This window comes from Lentzea sp. NPDC060358, assembly GCF_042725365.1.
Classification (GTDB): Bacteria; Actinomycetota; Actinomycetes; order Mycobacteriales; family Pseudonocardiaceae; genus Lentzea.
Genome location: NZ_JBHXCW010000055.1, coordinates 1 through 23,988 on the forward strand (window position 1 = coordinate 1; position 23,988 = coordinate 23,988).

The following is a 23,988-nucleotide window of genomic DNA, read 5'->3' on the forward strand; positions in this document are numbered from 1 at the left end:
CCCTCGAGGTGCGCCGCGTCCGGCAGTCGGACCCGGACGCGGCGCCGTTGGTGGAAGAGCTCACGCACGAGTACACGACGCGTTATGGGCCGATGGGCGCAGAGGAGATGCGGCGGCCGGCGCACGTTTTCGAACCGCCGCGCGGACAGTTCCTGCTTTTGCTGGAAGCCGGCGCGGCGGTCGCCGGTGGCGCGTTCCTGCGGCGCGATGCCGAAACAGCCGAGTTGAAACGAATTTGGACCCATTCCCGGCACCGGCGGCGCGGACTGGCGCGGCGCGTGCTCGCAGAGCTCGAAAACGAGGCCAGGGCGTTTGGGTACAACCGGATTTACCTGACCACGGGCCCGCGGCAGCCCGAGGCTCGAGGCCTCTACCTGGCCACCGGCTACGCACCGCTGTTCGACGTGGAGGCGGATCCGCTCACAATTGGTCCGCTCGCCTTCAGCAAGTCGATTCACTAGTTCAAACGAGTGAATTCGTGGCCGAACCGCCGATTTCCGATCGGGTACCGGAGTTCGGTTGGACACCTTGTGACTGATCAGTAAGCTGGCAACCGGGCGCACGAGCTCCTCGTTCGGTGTCCGACGACCGATCAGATCATCCCGGTCCCCACGAATGGCCATCCGAGCTGAATGAACATGGTCGACACTCCTGAGCACGCCGTCCGGTGGGCGGCGGCGATCTCCGGCACCCTTCTCGCGAACCTCACCCGCGAGAAGCTGGAGCAACTCCTCGGCGGGTACGTCGAGCAGCTGCTCCACGGCGGTGTGGACGCGGCCAGGGAGGTCGGCCGGTCGATGGTCGAGCACGACCTCGTCGCCTCCGCCACGCTGGAGGAGTCCCTCGCGCACCTGGCCGGGCACTCGCCGGTCACCCCCGCCCAGCTGGGCGGGCTCGCCGCCGGGTACGCGGAGGCGTTGCGCGAGCGCACCCTCGCCCAGCAGGAGATCAGCCGCGCGGCCGCGATCAACGCGATGCGCCGCGCCGAGAGCGCCGTCCGGGCCGGCGAGACGAAGTTCCGCGCGGTGTTCGACAGCTCGGCGTTCGGGATCATCATCAGCGGCCTCAAGGGCGACATCGTCGACGTGAACGGCGCGCTGCTGTCGATGCTCGGCTACTCGGCCACCGACCTGAGCGGGATGACCGGCCGCGACTTCATCCACCCCGACGACAGGGACGGGCTGAGAGAGCTCGCGATACAACTCATCGCGTCCGCCCACGACAACATCAGGGTCGAGAAGCGGATGGTCCGCAGCGACGGCGAGACCATCCAGACCCACATGGCGATCTCCCTGGTGCGCGAGGACGAGGGCACCCCTCCGTACTTCGTCACCATGGTCGAGGACATGAACGAGATGCGCGCGCTGCAGTCGCAGCTGGTGCGCCAGAGCCTCAACGACGTGCAGACCGGGCTGCCCAACCGCGCCCAGTTCCTCGGCTGGCTCGAGGGAGCCGTCGGGTCCAGGGGGCCGGACACCCTCGCGCTGCTGCAGATCGACGTCGACGGCTTCCGCGGCGTGAACGACGCGTTCGGGCACGGGACCGGCGACCGCGTGCTGACCCACGTCGCACGGCACCTGCGGGCCGTGTTCTCCGAGGAGGTGGGCGAGGTCGCCCGCATCGGCGAGGACGAGTTCGGCGTGCTGATCAGGAACCCGCACGACGTGCCCGCCGTGATCGCGCTCGTCGACGAGTTCGCCGAACGGCTCGAAGAGGCGAACTGGATCGACGGCCACGGCGTCGGCGTCACCGTGAGCACGGGCATCGTGGCGCTGGCGGCCCGCGGCGCCGACGCGGCGGACCTGCTGCGCGCGGCGGACGTCACGGTCGGCTGGGCCAAGCGCGACGGCAAGGCGCAGTGGGCGCTGTACGACCGGGAGCGCGACCAGCTCGACAAGGAGCGGTACGCGCTCGCCGCGTCCATCCCCGGCGCGCTGGAGGAGGGCGAGTTCCGCATCGACTACCAGCCGGTCCGCTCGCTGGCCGACGGGACGGTGCTCGCGCTCGAGGCCAAGATCGCCTGGGACCACCCGGAGCGCGGCTCCCTCTGCCCGGAGACGTTCCTCGCCCCGGCCACCGACAACGGCATGATCGTCCGGCTGGTCCGCTGGGCGCTGGCGGAGGCGTGCACCCAGGCGGGCGAGTGGTACGCGACTCTCGGCGAGCGCATGCCCGTGCTGTCCATCGACCTGCCGACGCGGGTGTGCCAGGAGCCCGAGCTCGTCGCCGAGGTGGCCCGCGTGCTGGCGCGGGCGGGCCTGCCGCCGTCGAAACTGCGCTTCGAACTGCACGAACGCCTGCCCGTGCTGCTGAACGACGAGCAGCTCGAGGAGTTGACGATCCTCGCCGAACGCGGCGTCGAGCTGGTGCTCGACCACCTGACCGGCGGCAACGCGGGCGTCGGCAGGCTGCGGATGCTGCCGTGGACCGGCGTGAAGTTCTCGCCCGCCGTCGTGCACGGCTTCGACACCGGCGCGAACCGGGTGGACAAGACCGCGGCCGTCGCGCTGCTCGAGTGGGCGTCGATCCTGCGGCTGCCGATGTACGCGGAGGACGTGCGCAGCGACGCGGAGGCGTCCCGGCTGATCGCGCTGGGCGTGGTCGGCGGCCAGGGCCCGCACTTCGGCCTGCCGGTGCCGGCCGCCGAGGTGCCCGCCCTTCTCATCTGATTCTTATCAGGGTTTGCACGGGGTTCGGCACAGGTTTCTCACAAGTTCGCGGTCCATCGTGGAGTCATGACCGAGCAGAGCTTCCCCGCGATGAGCGGGTCACTGGTGGAACCGCAGCCCGCCGTTGTCCCGGCGCCGAAGTTCTGGCGCCGCACGGCCCCGATGCTGACCGCGGCGGCACTCGTCGCCGGCTTGTTCGGAGGTGTCACCGGAGCGGTGGTCGCCTCACCGGACTCGCCCGCGGCGTCGTCCTCCGTCGTGGCGCAGTCGGTCTCGAACACGTCCACTCTGGACTGGAGCTCCGTCGCCTCGACCGTGCTGCCCTCCGTGGTGCAGGTCAACGTCGGCGACGGCCTCGGCTCCGGCGTGATCCTCAGCGCCGACGGCCGGATCCTCACCAACAACCACGTCGTCGCCGCGGCGAGCGGCCAGATCACCGTGACGCTGAACGACGGCCGCCAGGTGCCCGCCACCGTCGTCTCCACGGACCCGACCTCGGACATCGCGGTGCTGCAGGCCTCGGGCGTCTCGGGCCTCACACCGATCAAGTGGGCGGACTCGGACTCGGTGAAGGTGGGTGACGCGGTGATGGCGATCGGCTCGCCGTCGGGCCTGCAGGGCACCGTGACCACCGGCATCGTCTCGGCGCTGGACCGCAAGGTGACCGTGCCGGGCGAGACCCGCCGCTCGCAGTCCGTGTCGTACCAGGCGATCCAGACCGACGCGTCGATCAACCCCGGCAACTCCGGTGGCGCGCTGGTGAACGCGGCCGGTGAGCTGGTCGGCATCAACTCGGCGATCTACTCGCCGGCGTCGAGCAGCGGGCAGGCCGGGAGCGTGGGGATCGGGTTCGCGATCCCGTCCAACACGGCCAAGCAGATCGTGGGTCAGCTGGGCTAGGCGGTCCAGAGGGCGGAGATCGGCAGGCAGACCATGCCGTCACCGAAGCTGCCCGCCAGCTCGCCGGCGTGGAGCACGTACCCCGCGAGGAACCTGTCGCCCAGACGCCGTTGCAACAGACGCAGGCCGCGGAAATCGTCAGACCTGACGGTTTCCGCGGCCTTGACCTCGATCCCGATCACCCGTCCCGTGTTGTCCTCCAGCACCGCGTCGACCTCGTACTGGTCGCGATCGCGGTAGTGGTGCAGGGTCGCAAACGTCTCCGACCACGTCAGCTGACGGGCGAGCTCGCCGAGCACGAAGTTCTCCAGGAGCGCACCTTCATCAGCGCCCAGGTGGGCGGCAAGGCCCGAGTCGACGAAGAACACCTTGGGGGTCGCCACCGCTCGAGTCGTGCGGTTGCCCGACCACGCGGGCACCGTCCGCACGAGGTAGATCGTCTCGAGGATCTCGACGTACCGCTTGACGGTGTGCGCGGCGATCCCGATGTCGTTCGCGAGCCGGTTGAAGCTCAACAAGCCGGCCGTCTGGGCCGCCAGCAGCGAGATCAACCTGCGCATGTCGCTCGCTCGGCCGATGTCCGCGACCTGTTCGACGTCACGCGTCATCAGGTCGGCGAGGTAGCTCGCGAAGAACCTGGCGCGGCGGCGAGGAGCTTCCCGCAGCAACGCTTCGGGATAACCGCCCCGCTTGGCCCGAGCGAGGTAGTCCTTTTTGCGCAATTCACCTGACGCGGCGCGGAGGTCAGGCCCCTGCTCGAAGGCCGAGTCGACGAAGCCGTCGGGAGCGCCGTCGATCTCGCCCTGCGACAGCGGCCACAGTTCCACGGTCTCCGTGCGCCCCGGCAGGGCGTCCGGAAGCTCTCGCAGGGCGAGCAACCGGGCCGATCCGGTGAGGAGGAAGCTACCGGGCCGCGGATCCCGATCGACGACGTGCTTGATCTCCAGCCACAGGTCAGGCACGCGCTGGACCTCGTCGATCATCAGCAACCCGTCGTGCCGGACGAAGGCTCCCGGATCGGCTTCGGCGATCGCGCGCACCTCTCCTTTGTCGAGGTAGCGGGCGACTCCGCCGTTGTGGCGGAGCACCCTTTCGGCCAGTGTCGACTTGCCGACTTGCCGCGCACCGTTCAGCACCACGACGCGGGTGTCGAGCAAGGCCTCTGCCACCAGCTGCGCCGCACGTCGGGGCACGTAGTCAACTGCTTCTCGCACCCCCTCACCCTACTGATCGACTGCACATCTGCCGAATGCCTCACTGCACATCTGCCGAAGATCACCCTTCCGATCTGCCGACATTCCGACTGCACATCTGCCGAAGATCAGGACAGCCAGTCCGGCCGCAACGGCATGTGCGACTCGGTCCCGTCCAGCTTCACCCCGAGCACCTGGTGCAGCTGGATGTTGTTGCGGTCGAACCCGAGCCGCGACGCGGCCAGGTACAGGCGCCACACGCGGGCCCGCGCCTCCCCGACCTCCTCCACGGCCTCCTCCCAGTGCGCCTCGAGGTTGCGGCTCCACGCGGCCAGCGTCAGCGCGTAGTGCTCGCGGATGTTCTCCTCGTGCCGCACCTCGAACCCGGTGTCGTGCATCAGCGACACCAGGTGTCCCGGCCCGACGAGCTCGCCGTCCGGGAACACGTACCGGTCGATGAACGGGCCCGAGAGCGCCCGCTGCTTGTTGTCCGGGCGCGTGATGCAGTGGTTGAGCAGCCGGCCGCCCGGCTTCAGCTTGCGGTACAGGGCCGCGAAGTAGCCCGGCAGCTTCGCCTTGCCGATGTGCTCGGTCAGGCCGATCGACGACACCGCGTCGAAGCCCGTCTCGCGCACGTCGCGGTAGTCGAGGTGGCGCACCTCGGCGAGGTCCGACAGGCCCGCCTCGACGATGGCCTTCTGCGCGTACTCCGCCTGGTTGCGCGACAGGGTCACCCCGATCGCGCGGACCCCGTGCTCGCGGGCGGCGTGCATGACCATGCCGCCCCAGCCGCAGCCCACGTCGAGCAGCTTCATGCCCGGCTTGAGCCCCAGCTTGCGGGCCACCAGGTCGTGCTTCTCGTGCTGGGCTTCTTCCAAAGTGGACTCGAGCGTCGGGTACACCGCGCAGGTGTAGGCCATCGACGGGCCGAGGACCCACTCGTAGAACTGGTTCGAGACGTCGTAGTGGTGGGCGATGGCCTGCTGGTCGCGGGCCTTGGAGTGGCGCAGGCCGCGCAGGCGGGTCTCCTGCGGCGGCGGGCTGACCTTGTGGGAGAACCGGACGCGGCCCAGGAACTGCAGGAGCTCCACCCGTTGCGGCCACGGGATCTCGCGCAGGGAGAACTCGGAGAGCCGGGAGAGGCCGGCGTGCACGTCGCCGAGGATCTCCAGGTGCCCGGTCACGTAGGCGCGGGCGAGCCCCAGCTCACCCGGCGCGGAGGCGAGGTAGGACAGGGCTTCCGGCGTCTTGATGTCGATCGCGACCGGAGCCGAGTCGGGCCCGGCGGCACTGCCGTCGTAGGCCTTGAAGCGAACGTCGTTGCCACCGGTGATGCGCTGGAAAATGGAGGCCAACCGCATTCATCGTCCCCTGACACACTTGGCGTACAGATCAGGCAGTCGGTTCGTCTGGTCGTACCGGGCCTTCACGGACCGGTAGTGCGAACCGTTGTAGTGCCGCCAGAACTCGTCCTCCTCGTAGTAGGAGTCGGAGTACAGCGACTTGTGGCCGCCCAGCCGCGCCACCTCGCGCTCGATCAGCCGGTTGCGGTCACCCATCTTCTCCCCCGGGCGCACCGGGACCTCCGACCAGAACCCGACGTTGACGTACAACGTGTCCGCGTCCATCGGGTAGAGCGGCCAGCCCGTGGTGTCGCGCAGGCGAACGGGGCACAGCCACACCGGCGAGATGCCGATCTCCCGGTCGAAGAAGTCGAGGAAGTCGGCCAGCCCGGCGACCGGGATCTCGACGTCCTGGATCACCGGCTCGACGTCCGTCCGCGGCCGCAGCTGCCGGTGCTTGGCCACGAGCCTGCGGTACACGTCCGATCGCAGGTACCGCTTGGGCCACAGGCGGCGCACGACCGGGTTCTGCGCGCCGAACGCGCGCGAGCACCAGAACCAGTCGGTGTCCCAGCGCCACAGGTAGTCGTGGATCGTGAGGTGGTCCGTCCGCCGCTTCTGGATGGACCGGTAGTAGATGTCGTTGCCGGTGTAGTCGGACGTGTAGGGCGCGATGTCCGCGTAGTGCCCCAGCGTCAGGTACATCTCGCCGCGGGAGAACACCGTGCCGTCGACGAAGTCCGCCGAGCCGTCCGCGCAGACCTCCTCGATGACCCTGGCGCACTCGGCGTACGAGCCGAACGGCACGTGGCGCAGCCGGACGTGCTGGCGCACCGGCTCCAGCTCGATCTCCAGCCGCAGCGCGTACCCCAGCGTGCCGTAGGAGTTGGGGAACGCGCGGAACAGGTCGTCGTCCGGCTTCACGACGACGACCTCGCCGTCACCGGTGAGGATCTCCAGCTCTCGCACGGACTCGTGCGGCAGTCCGTTGCGGAAGGACGTGGACTCGATGCCGAGCCCGGCCACGGCGCCGCCGATGGTGATGGTCTTGAGCTGCGGCACGACCAACGGCATCAGGCCGTGGGGAAGCGTCGCGGCGACGAGGTTCTCGTAGGTGGTCATGCCCTGCACCTGTGCGGTGCGTCCGGCCGGGTCCACGGACAGGACCTGGTCGAACCTGCCGACGTCGAGCCCGCCGGCCTGGTCTGCCCGGAACCGGAAGAGGTTCGACGTCTTCTTCGCGAGCCGCACCGGCGCACCTTCGCGCATCGCGGCGTACTGCGCGCTCAGCGCAGCCACGGCCGAGCTGTGCCCATGGTCACTCACGTGGACGACGTTATTCCTCGTCACCGCCGTTGTCGCGCCCAAAAGCCCGAATGGGCCAGTGATCTCACATGGCGCACTGCCGAAAGTTACTAGCGAGTAGTAGCGTGCCGGGCATGGCTACGCACGAGGTGACCAACCAGGTGCCGCCGCTGACCGGTCACGACGTCGCGGCCGACCCGGCGCTGCTCACCTGGGTCGACGACGCCGAACTGCACGAGCTCGGACGGCTCGCGGGCAGCGCGGAGTGGCAGGACCGCGGCCGTCTCGCGAACGCCCACCCGCCGGTGCTGCACACGCACGACCGGTACGGCAACCGGATCGACGAGGTCGAGTTCCACCCTGCTTGGCACGATCTGATGAATGTCGCCGTTTCGCACGGTTTGCACGCCTATGTCGACGGTGCGCATCTCAGCAGGGCAGCCAAGTTCTACGTCTGGTCGCAGACCGAGGCCGGTCACGGATGCCCGATTTCGATGACTTGCGCGGCTGTGCCCGCATTGCGCGTCTCGCCTGAAGTCGCCTCCAGGTACGAACCCCTGCTCACCGCGCGGACCTACGACTTCGGCCTGCGCGCACCGCTCTCCAAGCGGGGCCTGATCGCCGGCATGTCGATGACCGAGAAGCAGGGCGGTTCGGACGTCCGGGCGAACACCACGGTCGCGCGGCCGGTCGCCGACGGGTACCTCCTGACCGGGCACAAGTGGTTCACCTCGGCCCCGATGTCCGACCTGTTCCTGACGCTCGCGCAGGCGCCCGGCGGCCTGACGTGCTTCCTCGTGCCGCGGGTGCTGCCGGACGGCACGCGCAACCGGTTCTTCCTGCAGCGCCTGAAGGACAAGCTGGGCAACAGGTCCAACGCCTCGGCCGAGGTCGAGTACGACGAGGCGTTCGCCACCAGGGTCGGCGACGAGGGCCGCGGCGTGCGGACGATCATCGAGATGGTCAACATGACCCGCCTCGACTGCGTGCTGGGGTCGGCCGCGGGCATGCGGGCGGGGCTGCGGCAGGCGGCGCACCACGCCGCGCACCGCAAGGCGTTCGGCCGGTACCTGATCGACCAACCGGCCATGCGCAACGTGCTGGCGGACCTCGCGGTCGAGTCGGAGGCCGCGACGACTGCCGCGATGTGGCTCGCGCAGCACCGGCCGCGGCTCGGGCTCGCCGCCACCAAGTACTGGGTCTGCAAGCGCGGTCCGGTGCACGCGGCCGAGGCGCTGGAGTGCTTGGGCGGCAACGGCTACGTCGAGGACAGCGGTCTTCCGAGGCTCTTCCGCGAGTCGCCGCTGATGTCGATCTGGGAGGGTTCCGGCAACGTCGCCGCGCTCGACGTCCTTCGCGCGATGAAGCGCGAACCCGAGTCGGTGCAGGAGTTCCTGTCCGTCGTCACGGGTGTCGACGCGCGCATCGACAGGGCGGTGAACGAGCTCGGCGCGGCGCTGTCCGATGTGGACGAGTCGCAGGCCCGCCGGGTCGTCGAGAAGATGGCGCTGGTCCTGCAGGGTGCCCTGCTCGTGCGGCACGGGCACCCCGCCGTCGCGGACGCGTTCCTGGCCTCGCGGCTCGGCGGCGACTGGGGAGTCGCGTTCGGCACGCTCCCCCGGTCCACCGACTTCGCCTCGATCATCGACCGGGCCGTGCCGAAGACCTAACCGGCGGGACACCCGTTCGGCTGGCGCTGCGATTCCGGCCCGTACAGGTCGCCGGTCAGGAACACGCACGTCGGCTGCTGCCCGAAGTCGTGGATGTCGGTGAGCTCGAGGATCGTGAAGTTGCGCTGCTCGCCGATCCGCGACGTGCCGAAGTCGGTGCGCCCGGTGGCGCCGAAGAACTCCAGCTCGCGGAGCTCGCCGCTGATCGCACCGCGGTGCGGCGTGTGGACCGGCAGCCCCGCCAGGCGCGACTGCGCGTTGCGCACGGCGTCGAGGAAGAGCCCGGTCGCGTCGTAGGCGACGCCGATGTGCTCGCCGGGCCACGGCTTGACCGGCTTGTCCTCCGGCGGCAGCGTCGACTCCTGGACCTCCTGGTTCAGCCTGCTGTACCCGGCGCAGAACGCGTCGAGCGGCAGCCCGCCGCGGGCCTTCGGGCCCGGTTTGCCCTCCACGCACGGCTTTCCGGCCAGCACGACGAGACCGGCCATGCTCACGTACGACACGCGCATGCCGGCCAGCGAGTCCTGCACCCGGCTCGCCTTCTGCGCGATGAACCGGATGATCGCGTCGTCGGCCACGATGCGCGGCAGCCGGAACTTGTCGTAGCAGTCGCGGCCGATCGCGCGGAGGAACTCGCCGAAGTCCTCCTCGCGGCCCGCGAAGAACACCAGCTCGCTCGAGTGGTCCTCGACGCACTGCGACGGCACCTCCTGCGGGCTCCTGGCCCACGGGACGGCCTGGTGGCGGACGCCGGCGGCCGCGAGCTCCCTGCCCAGCACGGTCACCAGGTCGTCGAGGTAGACGTCGCCCCTGCCCAGCGGCGGGTGGTGGATCGTCACCTCGGTGGAGCCGGCGTACTGGGCGTAGCGCCGGACGAGGTCGGCCTGCCGGAGGTTGCCGGGGATCAGCTGGAAGTACGTGGCCGACCTCGTCGGCAGCGACGCCTCGGTGAGCGTGGTGCCGATCGTCGGCACGCCCAGCGCCCCCAGCTCGGTGATCACGTCCCTGGTCTCCGCGACGCTGCGGTCGAGCCCGACCACGCCGATGATGCCGGAGTCGTCCTCCAGCAACGGCGTCAGCATGTCGCGCAGCACCTCCGGTGCCCGCTTCATCATCGCGCCGCCGTTGGCGATCACGACGCGCAGCAGCGGTTCCGAGCGCGACCTGTCGTTCTGCTGCCGCTGCTTGAGCAGCATGCCCTCGAGCTCCTCGGCGCGGGAGTGGTCGGCGTCGGGGTTGGTGTCCTTGTGCGTGAGGCTGGAGAAGTAGACCAGCGAGACGAACGGGCGGCCGGGGTCGGCGGCGTGCAGCCGTTCCGCCTCCTCGTTCTGCGCGAAGACCGCCCGCTGAGTCCACCGCAGCCGTTCGTTGGAGCCGAACACCTGGCTGCTGTTGTCGCTGTAGCCGACGCACTCGGTGTTGCCCTCGACGTCCATCAGCCGGGTCGAGACCCCCGCCGAGGTCGCGGAGCCGACGATCGAGCAGTTGGCCCGGATGTGGTTCCGCACGGTCACGAAAGCCGGCACGAGCAGCACCACGACGGCCACCGCGATGATCGCCTCCAGCCGCCGCGGGCGCGCGAGCCACCGCACGGGCGCCGCCTGGAACGCGGGCGCGCCCTTCCACCTCTTCTTGTCGGGGCTGGGGAACGGCAGCCTGATCATGAGGTAGCGGGCGTCCGGCGCGAGCATCTGCCGTTTGCGGGGAAGCTCCTCGCGCCAGGTCGTCAACGCCTCCGCGGTCTCGTCCGGTGTGACCGGCACGACCCCGAGCCGTTGGGAGAGCGCGGGTTGCACGGAGCTGGCCGCGATCACCAGCAGCGGGTCCAGCTCGCCGGTCTCGTTGCGGACGTCGTTGATCAGCTCCAGCAGCTCCCAGCCGCCGTTGTCCTTCGTGACGCCGTCGAGCAGCACGGGGATGTAGGCGGTGCGCCGCCAGCCCGCCCGGCGTGGCAGGAACCCGCGCCGGCGCCGGTAGGCGATCCGCAGGTCCTCGAGGAACGCGTGCACGAGCAGCAGCTTGATCTGCCCGGTGTTCTCGGACTCGCGGCGGCCGAGCGTCAGCCGTTCCGCGAACCCGAGGAACTCGATGGAGTGGTGGGGCAGCGCGAAGTTCTGCCCGCGCATGAACCACTTCGACTCGCGCGCGAGCCCCGGCACCCGCCTGCCGAGCCAGCGGAACCCGGCCTTGCTGCCGACCCAGGCGACGAGCCCGAGCCCCAGCCGCGTCACGAGGTTGGGGATGAACGCGTCCACCGCCCGGTTGAGCGCCTCGCCGTCCTCGGTGGTGCGGCCCGTCCACTGCCGCAGCAGCTCGACGACGCTCGCCCGGTCGTCGCGCCCCGGCTTGCGCGGCAGGCGTTTGCCGGTGAGCCAGTCGACGAGCCGGTAGTGGTCGAACCGGGTGAGGCGTTCGCGGCCGACGTGGACCTCGGACAGCCGATGGCTCAGCACGTCCAGCAACGGCAGCAGGGGTGGCGTCTCCCGTGCCTCCGGCGGCCACCTCTTCCCGACTTCCGCACCGACCGAAGCGACGTCGACGTAGGCGTGCGGAATGGCCGGCCGGCCCTCGTCGAGCTTGTGCTCCAGCGCCCGCAGGAACGGCGTCGGACTGGCCTCGCTCTCCAGGTGGAGCAGCGGAAGCGGCTGGTCGCCGACCACCTCCTCGGTCTTGCTCCGGTAGAAGAACCCCGGCCGGTCGCACAGGCCGCGGACGACCTCGAGGAGAACGTTCACACCGCGGAACACGGGCTCTGTCATCGGCACCCTCACACTCGTGCGGAAGGCAGACGACGCTAGCCGGGCAGGTCCCGCGGGGCCGGTGCTTTGACGTTGTTCAGCCGGAACGGACCAGCGCCTCCCTAAAGCCCCAGCTCCCGGGCGATCAGCATCTTCTGCACCTCGGAGGTGCCCTCGCCGATCTCGAGGATCTTCGCGTCGCGGTAGAAGCGGCCGACCGGGTACTCGTTCATGAAGCCGTAGCCGCCGAAGATCTGCGTGGCGTCGCGGGCGTTGTCCATCGCGGCCTCGGACGACACGAGCTTCGCGATGGCCGCCTGCTTCTTGAACGGCTCGCCGCGCAGCATCCGGGACGCCGCCTCGTAGTAGGCGAGGCGTGCCGTGTGGACGCGGGCCTCCATCTCGGCGAGCTTGAACTGGATCGCCTGGTAAGTCCCGATCTTCGCGCCGAACGTCTCGCGCTCGTGGGCGTAGCGGACCGACTCGTCCACACAGCCCTGGGCGAGGCCGACCGACAGCGCGGCGATGGCGACGCGGCCCTCGTCGAGCGTGCGCAGGAACTGGGCGAAGCCGCGGCCGCGGGTGCCGAGCAGGTTCGCCGCGGGCACCCGGCAGTCCAGGAAGGACAGTTCGCGCGTGTCCGAGGCGCACCAGCCGACCTTGGAGTACTTCTTCGACACCGTGAAGCCCGGGGTGCCGGACGGGACGATGATCGAGGAGATCTCCTTGCGGCCGTCGGGCTGCGTGCCCGTGACCGCGGCGACCGTCACCAGGCCGGTGATGTCGGTGCCGGAGTTGGTGATGAACGCCTTGGTGCCGTTGATGACCCACTCGTCGCCGTCGAGGCGCGCGGTCGTGGCCAGGGCGCCCGCGTCGGAGCCGGAACCCGGTTCGGTGAGGCCGAACGCGCCCAGCTGCCGCCCGGACGTGAGCGACGGCAGCCACTGCGCCTTCTGCTCGTCGGTGCCGTAGCGGTAGATCGGCATGGCGCCCAGGGAGGTGGCGGCCTCGACGGTGATCGCGACGGACGAGTCGACGCGCGCCAGTTCCTCGAGCGTCAGGCACAGGGCGAAGTAGTCGCCGCCCATGCCGCCGTGCTCCTCGGGGAACGGCAGGCCGAGCAGGCCCATCTGCCCCATCTTCGCGACGATCGGGTACGGGAACTCGCAGCGCTCGTAGTAGTCGCCGATGACCGGGGCCACCTCGTCGCGGGCGAACTCCTCGACGGTCTTGCGCAGGTCCTCGTACTCGCTCGGGAGCCGGAAGTCCAACATCGGTGTCACTCCTCGTGAGAGACGACGAGGGCCAGCACCTGGTCGAGTGCGACCTGCTGGCCTGCTTGCACGTTCACTTCGGCGAGCACGCCGTCGACCGGTGCGGTCACGGTGTGCTCCATCTTCATGGCCTCGACCACGAACAACGCTTGACCGGCGGTCACTTCCTCGCCCTGCCGCGCCCGCACGACCAGCACGGTGCCGGGCATCGGCGACTTGACCGGGCCGCCCTGGGCCGCGGCTCCCCCGGCCGCCCCGACCAGGAACTCGGCCTCGACCAGCGCCCACGAGGCGCCGTCGTGGCCCAGCCACAGCACGTCGCCGTCGCGGGCCGTCGCGTACCGGCGGGAACCGACGAGCAGGTCGGTGCCCTCCCTGCGGGCACGCGCCCTGACCGGTTCTCCCGCGCCCACGGCGACCTCGTCGCCGCGCACGCGCACGTCGACGTCGTTGATCCGCCACGTCGTCCACGCGTGCTCGCCGACGCGCCAGCCGCCCGGCTGGTCCCACGGGTCGTCGCCGCGCGGGTCGAGCGACCGCTCCAGGCCGGCCGCCACGTACACCTCGTCCGGGACCTCGGCCGTGGTCAGCGCGTCGAGCTTGCGCTCGACGAGACCGGTGTCCAGCGCGCCCGCCCGCACGTCCTCGTCGCGCAGCAGCGCGCGCAGGAACGGGATGTTCGTCGTGACGCCGAGCAGCACCATCCGGCCGAGCGCGTGGTCGAGGCGCCGCAACGCTTCCTCGCGGGTGCGGCCGTGCGCGATCACCTTGGCGAGCATCGGGTCGTAGTCCGACCCGACGACGAGTCCCTCGTACAGCCCGGAGTCGACGCGGACGGACGTGGGCTCGGCGAGCTTGAGCACCCGGCCACCGGTCGGCAGGAAGCCGCGCGCCGGGTCCTCGGCGTAGACGCGCGCCTCGACCGAGTGCCCCGTCAGCTCGACGGTCAGGTCGAGGGCTTCGCCGGACGCCACGCGGAGCTGCCACTCGACGAGGTCGACGCCCGTGACCATCTCGGTCACCGGGTGCTCGACCTGCAGCCGGGTGTTCATCTCCATGAAGAAGTAGTCGCCGGTCGCACCGTCCACGATGAACTCGACCGTGCCCGCGCCGACGTAGCCGACGGACTTGGCGGCGTCGACCGCCGCGGCGCCCATCGCCTCGCGCACCTCGGGCGTGAGGAACGGCGACGGCGCCTCCTCGATGATCTTCTGGTGCCGCCGCTGGAGGCTGCACTCGCGTTCGCCGAGGTGGATCACGGTGCCGTGCGCGTCACCCAGGACCTGGATCTCGATGTGGCGCGGGTTCGTGACGAACCGCTCGATCAGCAGCGTGTCGTCGCCGAACGACCCGCGCGCCTCGCGCCGGGCCGACTCGATCGCCTCGCGCAGCGCGGACTCCTCGTGCACCAGGCGCATGCCCTTGCCGCCACCGCCCGCGGAAGGCTTGAGCAGCACGGGAAAGCCGATCTCGGCCGCGGCCTCGACGATCTCGTCGTCGGACATGCCCTCCCTGGTGCGCCCCGGCACCACCGGAACGCCCGCCGCCGACACCGTCAGCTTCGCGCGGATCTTGTCGCCCATGGCGTCGATCGCCGACGCGGGCGGGCCGGCGAACACGATCCCCGCGTCGTCGCAGGCCTTCGCGAACGCCGTGTTCTCGGCCAGGAAGCCGTAGCCGGGGTGGATCGCCTGCGCGCCGGTGTCGACGGCCGCGCGGACGATCTTCTCGATGGAGAGGTAGCTCTCGCGGGCCGCGGCGGGCCCGATGCGCACGGCCTCGTCGGCGAGCTTGACGTGCAACGCCTCGGCGTCCGCGTCGGAGTACACGGCGACGGACCGGATCCCGAGCGACTTGAGCGCGCGGATCACCCTGACCGCGATCTCCCCGCGGTTCGCCACCAGAACGCTGTCGAACATGATCACATCCGGAAGACGCCGTAGGAAACATCGTCGATGGGGGCGTTCGCCGCGCTGGACAACGCCAGTCCCAGCACCGTGCGGGTGTCGCGCGGGTCGATCACGCCGTCGTCCCACAGCCGCGCGGTCGAGTAGTACGGGTTGCCCTGGTCCTCGTACTGCTGGCGGATCGGCGCCTTGAACGCCTCCTCGTCCTCCGCGGACCACTCGTCGCCGAGCTGGTCGCGGCGCACCGTCGCGAGGACCGACGCCGCCTGCTCACCGCCCATGACGGAGATGCGCGCGTTCGGCCACATCCACAGGAAGCGCGGCGAGTACGCACGGCCGCACATCGAGTAGTTGCCGGCGCCGAACGAGCCGCCGATGATCACTGTGAACTTCGGGACGCGCGCGCACGCCACGGCCGTCACCATCTTGGCGCCGTGCTTGGCGATGCCGCCCGCCTCGTACTCGCGGCCGACCATGAAGCCGGTGATGTTCTGCAGGAACACCAGCGGGATGGACCGCTTGTCGCACAGCTGGATGAAGTGCGCGCCCTTGACCGCGGACTCGCCGAACAGGATGCCGTTGTTGGCCACGATCCCGACCGGGTGCCCGTGGATGCGCGCGAAGCCGGTGACGAGCGTCTGCCCGTACTCCCTCTTGAACTCCTGGAACTTCGACCCGTCGACGACCCGCGCGATCACCTCGCGCACGTCGTAGGGCGTCCGGGAGTCCGTCGGCACGACGCCGTAGAGGTCGTCCGGGTTGACGGCCGGCGCCTCGGTTTTCGTGACTTCCCAGGGCCTTTGCGCTCGCGGTCCCAGCGTCGAGATGATCGAGCGGACCATCTTCAGCGCGTGCGCGTCGTTCTCCGCCAGGTGGTCCGTGACGCCGGACGTGCGCGAGTGCAGCTCGCCGCCACCGAGGTCCTCGGCGCTCACGACCTCACCGGTCGCGGCCTTCACCAGCGGCGGGCCGCCGAGGAAGATCGTGCCCTGGTTGCGCACGATGATCGCCTCGTCGCTCATCGCCGGCACGTACGCGCCACCCGCGGTGCACGAACCGAGGACCGCCGCGATCTGCGGGATGCCCTTGGCGGACATGGTGGCCTGGTTGAAGAAGATCCGGCCGAAGTGCTCGCGGTCCGGGAACACGTCGTCCTGCCTGGGCAGGAACGCGCCGCCGCTGTCGACCAGGTAGATGCACGGCAAGTTGTTCTGCAGCGCCACTTCCTGCGCGCGCAGGTGCTTCTTGACCGTGATCGGGTAATAGGTGCCGCCCTTGACCGTGGCGTCGTTCGCGACGATGACGCATTCACGGCCGGACACGCGCCCGACACCCGTGATGATGCCCGCGGCGGGTGCCTCGTCGCCGTACATCCCGTTGGCGGCCAACGGCGACAGTTCGAGGAACGGCGAACCGGGGTCGACCAGCGTGTCCACCCGCTCGCGTGGCAGCAGCTTCCCGCGGTCGACGTGGCGCTGACGAGCCTTCTCGGGACCGCCGAGCGCGGCGGTGGCGAGCTTGCCGCGCAGCTCGTCGACGAGCGCGGCGTGCTCCTTGGCGTAGCGGTCCGACGGCTCGGCTGCGCTGCGCAGGACAGGTGCGTCCATGCTCCCCAGACCTCAGGTTAGCGGGCGTTAACATCCTCATGTTAGCGCCCGCTAACCTAGCGGTCCACCAGTCCGGCTCGAGAGCGACCCGAATGCAGGTCAACGCGCCTTTGGGGCACTCTCACGTTCCGGAATCCGTCAGCCGACGACACTCCGCAGAGCGGGCAGGTAGCCGCTCGCGTGACCGGCGCGGTTCGGGTGGTAGGACTCCTCGACCGGCCAGCTCAGGCTGTTGAGCCACCAGCTCGACGAGCAGATCTCGTGCCCGGTGAACGCCCCGCGCACGTCGACGTAGGAGAACCCGGCGGCGCCGGCCCGATCGCTGATCGCGGCGTGCAGCGCGTCGCTGCCGGAGTTGATCGCGGCCCGCTTGGTGTCGCTCAGCCCGACGTTGCAGGAACCCGGCACCTTGTAGATGCGCGGGTAGCCGAGCACCACGACACGCGCACCCGGCGACTTGGACTTGATCGTGGCGTAGACGTTGTTGAGCAGCCCGGGAAGCGTGTTCGCGGCGTAGGCCTTCGCCGTGTTCACCCGGTTGACGCAATCCTGGTCGGAACCGAACGTGCAGGTGGTGATGACGTCGGTGAACCCGGCGTCGTTGCCGCCGACCTGGACCGTGACGAGATTGGTCGCCGACGTCAGGGCGCCGGCCTGGGTGATCACGTCGCCCGTCCGGGCACCGGAACAGGCCACGGACTTGAAGCTCGCCGGGGCCGTCGCCTGCGCGTAGAGGGCCGGGTAGGCGAGCGGACCGCGCTTGCAGCTGCCGGTGCCGCTGTCGTAGCTGCCGGTTCCCAGGCCACTCGCGTACGAGTCGCCCAGCGCGACGTAGTTGACCGCCGCCGCGGTGACCGGGGCCGCGCTCGCGGGGTTGGCGAGGGCGATGACTGCCGCGGCGGCGGTGACGGCCGCGGCGAGGAGGTGAGCAGGACGCATCGAAGACTCCCGAAGGGGCCGCAGGGTTGATGCATTGCGGGTCAATGGTTACCCATGAGTAAGACCTGTGTGAAGTATTGGTCAATAGTCAACAAGTGGGGGGTTGTACCTGCGGAAATTCCACCCATCGGACGACGCGGCGTTGGCGGTGGGGCATGCCGGGTCGGGTTGCCTTGGGGGCGGGCGAAGTGCGCGTGTTCATCGCCGCTGCGCGACGATCCGCGATCGGAGCCACACCGCGCCTCCCCTGAGCCCTACCTGCCCGATTTGGCCCCCGAACGCCATGTGAACGGCTGCTAACCTCCTCCCGTGGCCGATAAACCCTCACGTCGGGACCAGATCCTCAACGCCGCGGCCGAGCTCTTCGCGCGGCACGGCTTCCACGGGGTGGGCATCGACGACATCGGTGCGGCCGTCGGCATCTCCGGGCCCGCGCTCTACCGGCACTTCCGGAGCAAGGACGCGATGCTCGGCGAGATGCTGACGTCCATCTCCGAGCGGCTGCTCGACGGCGGGCAGCGGCGGGTGGACGCGGCGGGGACCGCGGAGGAGGCCCTGCGCGAGCTCGTCGGGTGGCACGTCGACTTCGCGTTGGACGATCCCGCGCTCATCACCGTGCAGGCTCGCAACCTGGCGAACCTGACGGATCCGGACCGGCGCCGGGTGCGGGCCCTGCAGCGGCGGTACGTCGAGGTGTGGGTCGAGACGATTCGCCGGACCGTGGACGGGTTCGACGAGCCGACCGCACGAGCGGCGGCGCACGCGGTGTTCGGGTTGATCAACTCCACGCCGCACAGCGCGCACCTCGACCGGGACCAGATGGCCGCGCTGCTGACTCGCATGGCGCTCGCCTCGCTCACGCCCGCCGTCGTCGCGTCCTGAGGGCGGGCCGGTTCGGCCGAGCGCCGGATGGCGTGCGGCTGACCTGGCGAATTGGCGATGAGCCGAGACCCTTCCGTAACCTTTCCCCGCAATGGGCGCTCGCAAACTCCTCCTCCGGCTCCCGGCCTGGTTCCGGTTCACCGTGATCACGCTCGCGGTGTTCGTCTGCGGGGTGGTCGCCTCCCGTCCCGCCACCGGCGGCAACGGGGTGCCACCCAGTGCCGACGTGATCGCTGCGGCCAACGCCGTCGACGCGTTCGTGTCGCCGTCGCCGACGCACGATCCGCACATCAACCTGCCGTCGGACTTCGCGCGGGAGATGGGGCGCGATCCCAAGACCGTGACGGCCCCCGACGGGACGTTGCGGGTCGTCGACGCCTCCGGTGGGTGCTCCGGGCCCGCGGGCGACACGGAGTGGGACTTCAGCACGGCGTGCCGCGCGCACGACCTCGGGTACGACCTGCTGCGCTACGCCGACCACAAGGGCGACCCGCTCGGGACCGGGGCGCGCAAGGCGCTGGACGACCGGCTGACGACCGACCTGCACGCGCAGTGCCGGATCAACCCGCGCGGCTCCGAGTCGAGCTGCCACGCCGTCGCCGAGACCTACGCGCTCGGGCTGAAGTTCAACTCGTGGCGGCAGCGGTGGGGGCCGCCCGGTCACGAGCCCGTCGTGGCGTGGGCGTTCGGCAGTGCGGTCGTGGTGTTCCTGCTGCTCGCGCGGCTGCACGGGCGCAAGCGGGACGAACTGCCCGCCGCCGAGCCGGTCGAGCAGGACCGGTACGCGACGTTCCTGCGGCTCTTCAGCCTCGCGCTGCTGGTGCTCGGGGAGACGGTCGCGACGCTCGCGCACCTCGAGGACGTCGGCACGCCCTGGTTGTGGGCGTTGCAGGCGGTGCCGTTGTTCTTCTTCGCCGGCGGGCACGCGAACCTGCGCAGCTGGCAGGCGCACGAGGGCGGTTTCGGCTGCTGGGTGTCGAGCCGCACGTCGTGGCTGCTGCGGCCGGTGCTCGCGTTCGTGCTGCTGTGGGTGGTGGTGTTCGCCGGGCTCAACCTGCTCGACGTGGAGGTCGACGCGTACAGCCGGTTGATCACGCACCCGCTGTGGTTCCTCGCGGTCTACCTGCTCGCGGTGGCCGCGACGCCCGCCGCCGCGTGGCTGCACCGGCACCTGCGCCGGACCGCGCCGTTCGTGCTGGTGCTGCTGACGCTGACGGTCGAGGTGGCGCGCACGTCGACGGACTGGAAGACCGGCGGGTACGTGAACCTCGTCGTCGGCGCGCTGCTGATGCAGCAGATCGGGTTCTTCTACGCGGACGGCACGCTGCAGCAGATCTCCCGGCGGGTGCTGGCGGCGCTGGGCGCGATCACGGTGCCCGCGCTGGTGTTCTTCAGCGACTACCCCCGCTCGATGATGGTGCTCGGCGTCGCGCAGGTGTGCCTGGCGCTGCTCGCGCGCGGCCGGGTCACGGCGTGGCTGAACGGCAAGTCGTGGCACGTCGTCGACTTCGCCCGCCGGGCGCCGATGACGGTCTACCTCGCCTACCTCGCCGGGGTCGGCGCGCTGGTCGGGCTGCTCGGTCTCACGCAGGCGCCGATCTGGCTGGTGCTGCTGCTCGTGCCGCTCACGCTGGTGTTCCACCGGTTCGAACGGCGGCTGGTCCGGTTCCCGCGGCTGTCGCACGAGTCGCACCGCACCCGGATCGCGACGGCCGCGGGCGTGGTGTTCGGGATGCTGGGCGTGCTCGGGTTCGTGGTCAGCGGGTTCCTCGGCGACGGCGTGCTGGTGCTGCTGCCGGTCGACCCGCTGCAGAACCTGATCCACCTCCTGCTCGGCTGGTACCTGGTCCACACCGCCCGCACCGGCAGCTGCGACACGCGCCTGCCGTGGCTGCTCACGGCACTGGCGTGCGTACCGCCGATGCTGGCGCTGAACCCCGCTCCGGCGGTGGTGGCGCTGCACGGCGCGGCGATCGGCCTCGCAGTGCTCGCAGCCATCCCCAGGTCACGGCCGCGCACACCGGAAGCCACAGCAGTCGTTGCCACACCCATCCCGGATGATCTGGTGGCTGCTGGAGTCCCGGCAGCGGCCCCCACGCGCTGAGCGCCAGCGTCACGGTGATCAGCGCGCTCTGGTGCGCCAGGAAGATCCCCAGCGCCCGCTTGTTCAGCCACGCCACGGGTTTCGCCGTGCCGAGCCTGGTCAGCACGGGCGCGATCGTGAGCACCAGGCCGATCTGCGCGAACGCCAGCGCGAGCGTCGCGTAGTTCGGCGGGTTGAGGTTCGAGACCGCCTCGCCGGGAATCCCCACGGCCGACACCGGGTAGCCGCCGAACGACGTGAGCAGCGCGTACCCGAGCGCACCGGCCACCAGCAGCGGCGGGCCGGGGATCCGCCGGCGCGCCAGCGCGTACCCGAGCTGCCAGGCCGCCCACCACACCGCGTACGGCACCACCAGCACCAGCAGGACCGGTACGAGCACACCCCACGAGCGCTCGTCCAGCTTGCGCACCACCGGTTTCATCGCCAGCAGCACCAGGTACACCACGAAGAACCACAGCGGGGTCATCACCAGGAACCCGATGTTGTAGGCGGTGCCCTGGTCGACGCCGCGCATCATCAGTCCGAAGAGGACGGCCGCCCACGCCCCCAGCATCAGCGACGTCGGCACGGCGAGCTGCCTCAACCGCACCAGGAACGACGTCCGCGAGTGGGCCGCCGCGTACCCGCCCGCGAAGAAGAACAACCCGAGCGTCTGCAACACCCACGAAACCGGTGTCAGCACAGCCATGTGCTTCAACGGGCTGTCGATGTGCATGCCGGTGGGCGTGTCCACCAGCGCGGTCACCAGCCAGTGCCCGAGCACGACCGTGACGACCGCGACCGCCCGCACGGCGTCGATGAACGGGTTCCTCACCGCTGCTCCCCCGAAGCGATCCGGACGAGCGCGTCCAACGTCCCGGTCCCGCGCTCGTAGTAAGTGTCGTGCTTGCCGCCCTCGAACCGCAGCACGGTCGCGCCGAACGCCTCCGACGCGGGATCGGTGCCGTGCCCCAGGTCGAACAGCCGCACGTGGGGCACGAACCGCATCCAGTCGCCTCCGGACCGCACGGCCCAGACCCGCGCCGACGTCCCGAGCTCCTCGACGGACCCCGCCCGCACGCCGGGGCTGCCGGTGAACACGATGTCCTCGACGTCCAGGTCGCGTGCCGCCAGTGACACGACGACCGAGCCGTAGCTGTGCCCGAAGACGTGGATGCGCGCGGTGGTGTGCAGCGCGCGCACGAACGCGACCAGCTCGGTCGCCCCGGCCCGGGCGAGACCGCCCGTGGCGGCGTCCACGCCGAGCCCCTGCGGCGTCCGGTAGCCGAGCCAGGCGATCACCGCGAGGTCGTCGCGGTGGGCCTGCTCGTACAGGTTGGTCGCCATCCGGCCGATGGTCCGGTCGAACCGGTCGGTGTCCACGTCGGACCCCGGCACCACGACCACCACGTCGCGGGCGGTCGCGAGGTCGCCGACGACCGCGACCCTGCGGGCGACGTCGGCACGCCACTGCGCGATCGACGGCGCGACCGCGGGAACGGCGATCAGCAGCAGGAACAGGAGGGCTCGGCGCATGGACCGAAGCTAGGAGGACCACGCGCCCCGGATCGTCACACCGCGGAGCCGTTCCCGGGCGGCTACCCCGGTACCACGAGCCCGCTCTCGTAGGCCGCGATGACGGCCTGGGCCCGGTCGCGCAGCCCCAGCTTCGTCAGCACGCGGCTCACGTGCGTCTTGACGGTCTGCTCGGCGAGCACGAGGTGCGCGGCGATCTCCAGGTTCGACATGCCCTGCGCGACCAGCACGAGGATCTCGGTCTCGCGCTCGGTCAGCACGCCGAGCTGCGCGGGCCGCACGCGGTCGGTGCGGCGGGCCTTCACGAAGTCCTCGATCAGCCTCTTGGTGATCGACGGCGCGAGCAGCGCCTCCCCGGCGGCCACCACGCGCACGGCGTTGAGCAGCTCGCGGGCGGGCGCGTGCTTGAGCAGGAACCCGCTCGCGCCGGCCTGCAACGCGTCGTAGACGTAGTCGTCGAGGTCGAACGTGGTCAGCACGAGCACTTTGACGTCGTCGGAGCCGTCCAGCAGCAGCCGGGTGGCGGTGAGCCCGTCCATCTCCGGCATGCGGATGTCCATCAGCACGACGTCGGGTCTGACCGTACGTGCCAGCGCGACGCCCTGCACGCCGTTGCCCGCCGACCCGATCACGTCGATGTCGTCCTGGGCGTTCAGCAGCGCGGAGAAGCCCTCGCGCACCATCTCCTGGTCGTCCACCACGACCACCCTGATCACTTGTCCCCCAACGGAATCCTCGCCCTGACCATGAACCCGCCGTCCTCGGTCGACTTCACGGTCAGCGTGCCACCGTGCACCGCGACGCGTTCACGCATCCCCACCAGACCCTGCCCGCTGCCGCCGCCCCTCGACGGCCCGCCGGCGGTGTTGACCACGACGACCTCGAGCACGCCGTCGTTCTCGTGCACGTGGACGGACGCCTTGGAGCCGGGCGCGTGCCTGGTGGCGTTCGTGAGCGCCTCCTGCACGATCCGGTACGCGGTCAGCCCGACGGCCTCCGGGACGTCGTCCACGCCGACCTCGGCCTCGTCCCCCGGCCGCACCAGCTCCGGGATGCGGCTGATGCCGGGCTGCGGCTCGCGTTCCGGCTCCTGGCCGTTCGTCCTGAGCACGCCGAGCAGGCGCTGCATGTCGGTGATGGCTTCCCTGGCGGCCTCGCCGAGCTCCTGGAACTCCTTCTCGGCTTCCTCGTTGAGCCCCTTGATGCGGTAGGGCGCGGTCTCGCACCTCACCACCACCATCGACATGTGGTGCGCCACCACGTCGTGCATCTCCCGCGCGATGCGGGCCCGTTCCTCCAGCGCGGCCTTGGCGTCGCGTTCTTCCTCGAGCTCGCGTTCCGCCCGTCCGCGCGCACCGAGCAGGTAGACCACCGCGGCGATGATGGGCACGAAGAGCGCCATGTCCGCGGCCTGCGGCTCGGAAGCGATGACCAGCGCCATGGTCACCACCGTGACCGCGATGACGATCGCTCGCGAGTAGAACGCCACGACCACGACGAACAGCGGCGCCGCGGTCCAGTACTGGAACGCGGCCGCGCCTTCGCCCACCACGAGGAGGCTCACGGGGAAGAAGGCCGCCGCGGCCAGCCGCCAGGCGTAGAGGGGCGACCAGATCAGCAGCACGTACGCCCCGAGCGTCGTCACGAAGACGACGACCCACCAGCCGTCCGAATCGTCCTGTCGCACGTAGTTGGCGCTCGCGACGACCGCCCAGACGAACGCGTAGATGATCAGCGCGGCGAACGCGGGCAGCCGCAGCCTGCCGAGCGCTCTGGGCAGAACTCGCGTGCGATCGGGACCGAGGACCGTCCGGTACAACGTGCGGAACACCACCCGATGCTAGGTGGATCCGCGTATCCGCACATTGACCTGCGGAGTGACATACCGGGGTACGACTCTGATCAAGATGGGGCATTGCGAATGCGTGACGCCGCGCGGTAG

At 70.3% G+C, this 23,988-nt stretch carries 17 protein-coding genes and 1 pseudogene; 6 read left to right on the forward strand and 12 right to left on the reverse strand.

The window, feature by feature from the left end:
• From ACFWGZ_RS14675 to ACFWGZ_RS14685, 3 genes are all read left to right on the forward strand, one after another.
• A partial coding sequence (locus ACFWGZ_RS14675) for a GNAT family N-acetyltransferase (protein WP_382452004.1) occupies window positions 1-461 on the forward strand: 461 nt, incomplete at its 5' end.
• Window positions 462-638: 177 nt separating this feature from the next.
• Window positions 639-2,669: an EAL domain-containing protein gene (locus ACFWGZ_RS14680; RefSeq protein ID WP_382452005.1), complete on the forward strand. Its 2,031-nt coding sequence runs from the start codon at window positions 639-641 to the stop codon at window positions 2,667-2,669.
• A 66-nt stretch (window positions 2,670-2,735) separates the two neighbouring features.
• Window positions 2,736-3,569: a S1C family serine protease gene (locus ACFWGZ_RS14685; RefSeq protein ID WP_382452006.1), complete on the forward strand. Its 834-nt coding sequence runs from the start codon at window positions 2,736-2,738 to the stop codon at window positions 3,567-3,569.
• On the opposite strand, the gene ACFWGZ_RS14690 is transcribed toward ACFWGZ_RS14685, so the two are convergent.
• The 3 genes from ACFWGZ_RS14690 to ACFWGZ_RS14700 all read right to left on the reverse strand — a co-directional run bounded on the left by ACFWGZ_RS14690 (window position 3,566) and on the right by ACFWGZ_RS14700 (window position 7,374).
• Entirely contained in the window at window positions 3,566-4,783 is a 1,218-nt protein-coding gene (locus ACFWGZ_RS14690) for an ATP-binding protein (RefSeq protein ID WP_382452007.1), read from the reverse strand. The genes ACFWGZ_RS14685 and ACFWGZ_RS14690 overlap by 4 nt on opposite strands.
• A 107-nt stretch (window positions 4,784-4,890) precedes the next feature.
• Complete coding sequence (locus ACFWGZ_RS14695; protein WP_382452008.1) at window positions 4,891-6,123, reverse strand: class I SAM-dependent methyltransferase; 1,233 nt, start codon at window positions 6,121-6,123, stop codon at window positions 4,891-4,893.
• Window positions 6,124-7,374, reverse strand: coding sequence for an FAD-binding oxidoreductase (locus ACFWGZ_RS14700; protein WP_382452035.1), 1,251 nt, complete (start codon window positions 7,372-7,374; stop codon window positions 6,124-6,126).
• 170 nt (window positions 7,375-7,544) lie between these two features.
• Here ACFWGZ_RS14700 and ACFWGZ_RS14705 point away from each other — a divergent pair, with 170 nt between their 5' ends.
• Window positions 7,545-9,080 carry an acyl-CoA dehydrogenase family protein gene (locus tag ACFWGZ_RS14705; protein ID WP_382452009.1) on the forward strand — a complete coding sequence of 512 codons (1,536 nt, stop codon included), beginning with the start codon at window positions 7,545-7,547 and terminating at the stop codon, window positions 9,078-9,080.
• Here the strand turns inward: ACFWGZ_RS14705 and ACFWGZ_RS14710 are convergent.
• The 5 genes from ACFWGZ_RS14710 to ACFWGZ_RS14730 form a co-directional block, all read right to left on the reverse strand.
• On the reverse strand, window positions 9,077-11,839 hold the full coding sequence (locus ACFWGZ_RS14710) for a hypothetical protein (protein WP_382452010.1): 2,763 nt from the start codon (window positions 11,837-11,839) through the stop codon (window positions 9,077-9,079). The two genes, ACFWGZ_RS14705 and ACFWGZ_RS14710, sit on opposite strands and share 4 nt — an antisense overlap.
• Before the next feature lie 101 nt (window positions 11,840-11,940).
• Window positions 11,941-13,092 carry an acyl-CoA dehydrogenase family protein gene (locus tag ACFWGZ_RS14715; protein WP_382452011.1) on the reverse strand — a complete coding sequence of 384 codons (1,152 nt, stop codon included), beginning with the start codon at window positions 13,090-13,092 and terminating at the stop codon, window positions 11,941-11,943.
• A 5-nt stretch (window positions 13,093-13,097) separates the two neighbouring features.
• Entirely contained in the window at window positions 13,098-15,011 is a 1,914-nt protein-coding gene (locus ACFWGZ_RS14720; protein WP_382452012.1) for an acetyl/propionyl/methylcrotonyl-CoA carboxylase subunit alpha, read from the reverse strand.
• 2 nt (window positions 15,012-15,013) lie between these two features.
• Window positions 15,014-16,606: a carboxyl transferase domain-containing protein gene (locus ACFWGZ_RS14725; protein WP_382452013.1), complete on the reverse strand. Its 1,593-nt coding sequence runs from the start codon at window positions 16,604-16,606 to the stop codon at window positions 15,014-15,016.
• Window positions 16,607-16,744: 138 nt separating this feature from the next.
• On the reverse strand, window positions 16,745-17,545 hold the full coding sequence (locus ACFWGZ_RS14730) for an SGNH/GDSL hydrolase family protein (RefSeq protein WP_382452014.1): 801 nt from the start codon (window positions 17,543-17,545) through the stop codon (window positions 16,745-16,747).
• 309 nt (window positions 17,546-17,854) lie between these two features.
• Between ACFWGZ_RS14730 and ACFWGZ_RS14735 the strand changes: the two genes are divergently transcribed.
• On the forward strand, window positions 17,855-18,427 hold the full coding sequence (locus tag ACFWGZ_RS14735) for a TetR/AcrR family transcriptional regulator (RefSeq protein WP_382452015.1): 573 nt from the start codon (window positions 17,855-17,857) through the stop codon (window positions 18,425-18,427).
• A 91-nt stretch (window positions 18,428-18,518) separates the two neighbouring features.
• Window positions 18,519-20,531 carry a phospholipase A2 gene (locus ACFWGZ_RS14740; protein WP_382452016.1) on the forward strand — a complete coding sequence of 671 codons (2,013 nt, stop codon included), beginning with the start codon at window positions 18,519-18,521 and terminating at the stop codon, window positions 20,529-20,531.
• On the opposite strand, the pseudogene ACFWGZ_RS14745 reads toward ACFWGZ_RS14740, so the two are convergent.
• The 4 genes and pseudogenes from ACFWGZ_RS14745 to ACFWGZ_RS14760 all read right to left on the reverse strand — a co-directional run.
• A pseudogene (locus ACFWGZ_RS14745) lies at window positions 20,494-21,345 on the reverse strand (acyltransferase family protein); the annotation flags it as partial. The gene ACFWGZ_RS14740 and the pseudogene ACFWGZ_RS14745 sit on opposite strands and share 38 nt — an antisense overlap.
• A complete protein-coding gene (locus tag ACFWGZ_RS14750; RefSeq protein ID WP_382452017.1) occupies window positions 21,342-22,046 on the reverse strand; it encodes an alpha/beta hydrolase in 705 nt (234 codons plus the stop codon). The pseudogene ACFWGZ_RS14745 and the gene ACFWGZ_RS14750, both read right to left, overlap by 4 nt.
• A 62-nt stretch (window positions 22,047-22,108) precedes the next feature.
• Window positions 22,109-22,762 (reverse strand): response regulator, encoded by a 654-nt coding sequence (locus ACFWGZ_RS14755; protein WP_382452018.1) that lies wholly within the window; start codon window positions 22,760-22,762, stop codon window positions 22,109-22,111.
• Window positions 22,759-23,877, reverse strand: a complete 1,119-nt coding sequence (locus ACFWGZ_RS14760; RefSeq protein WP_382452019.1) for a sensor histidine kinase — start codon at window positions 23,875-23,877, stop codon at window positions 22,759-22,761. Before ACFWGZ_RS14760 ends, ACFWGZ_RS14755 begins: the two co-directional genes overlap by 4 nt.
• Window positions 23,878-23,988 lie beyond the last annotated feature (111 nt).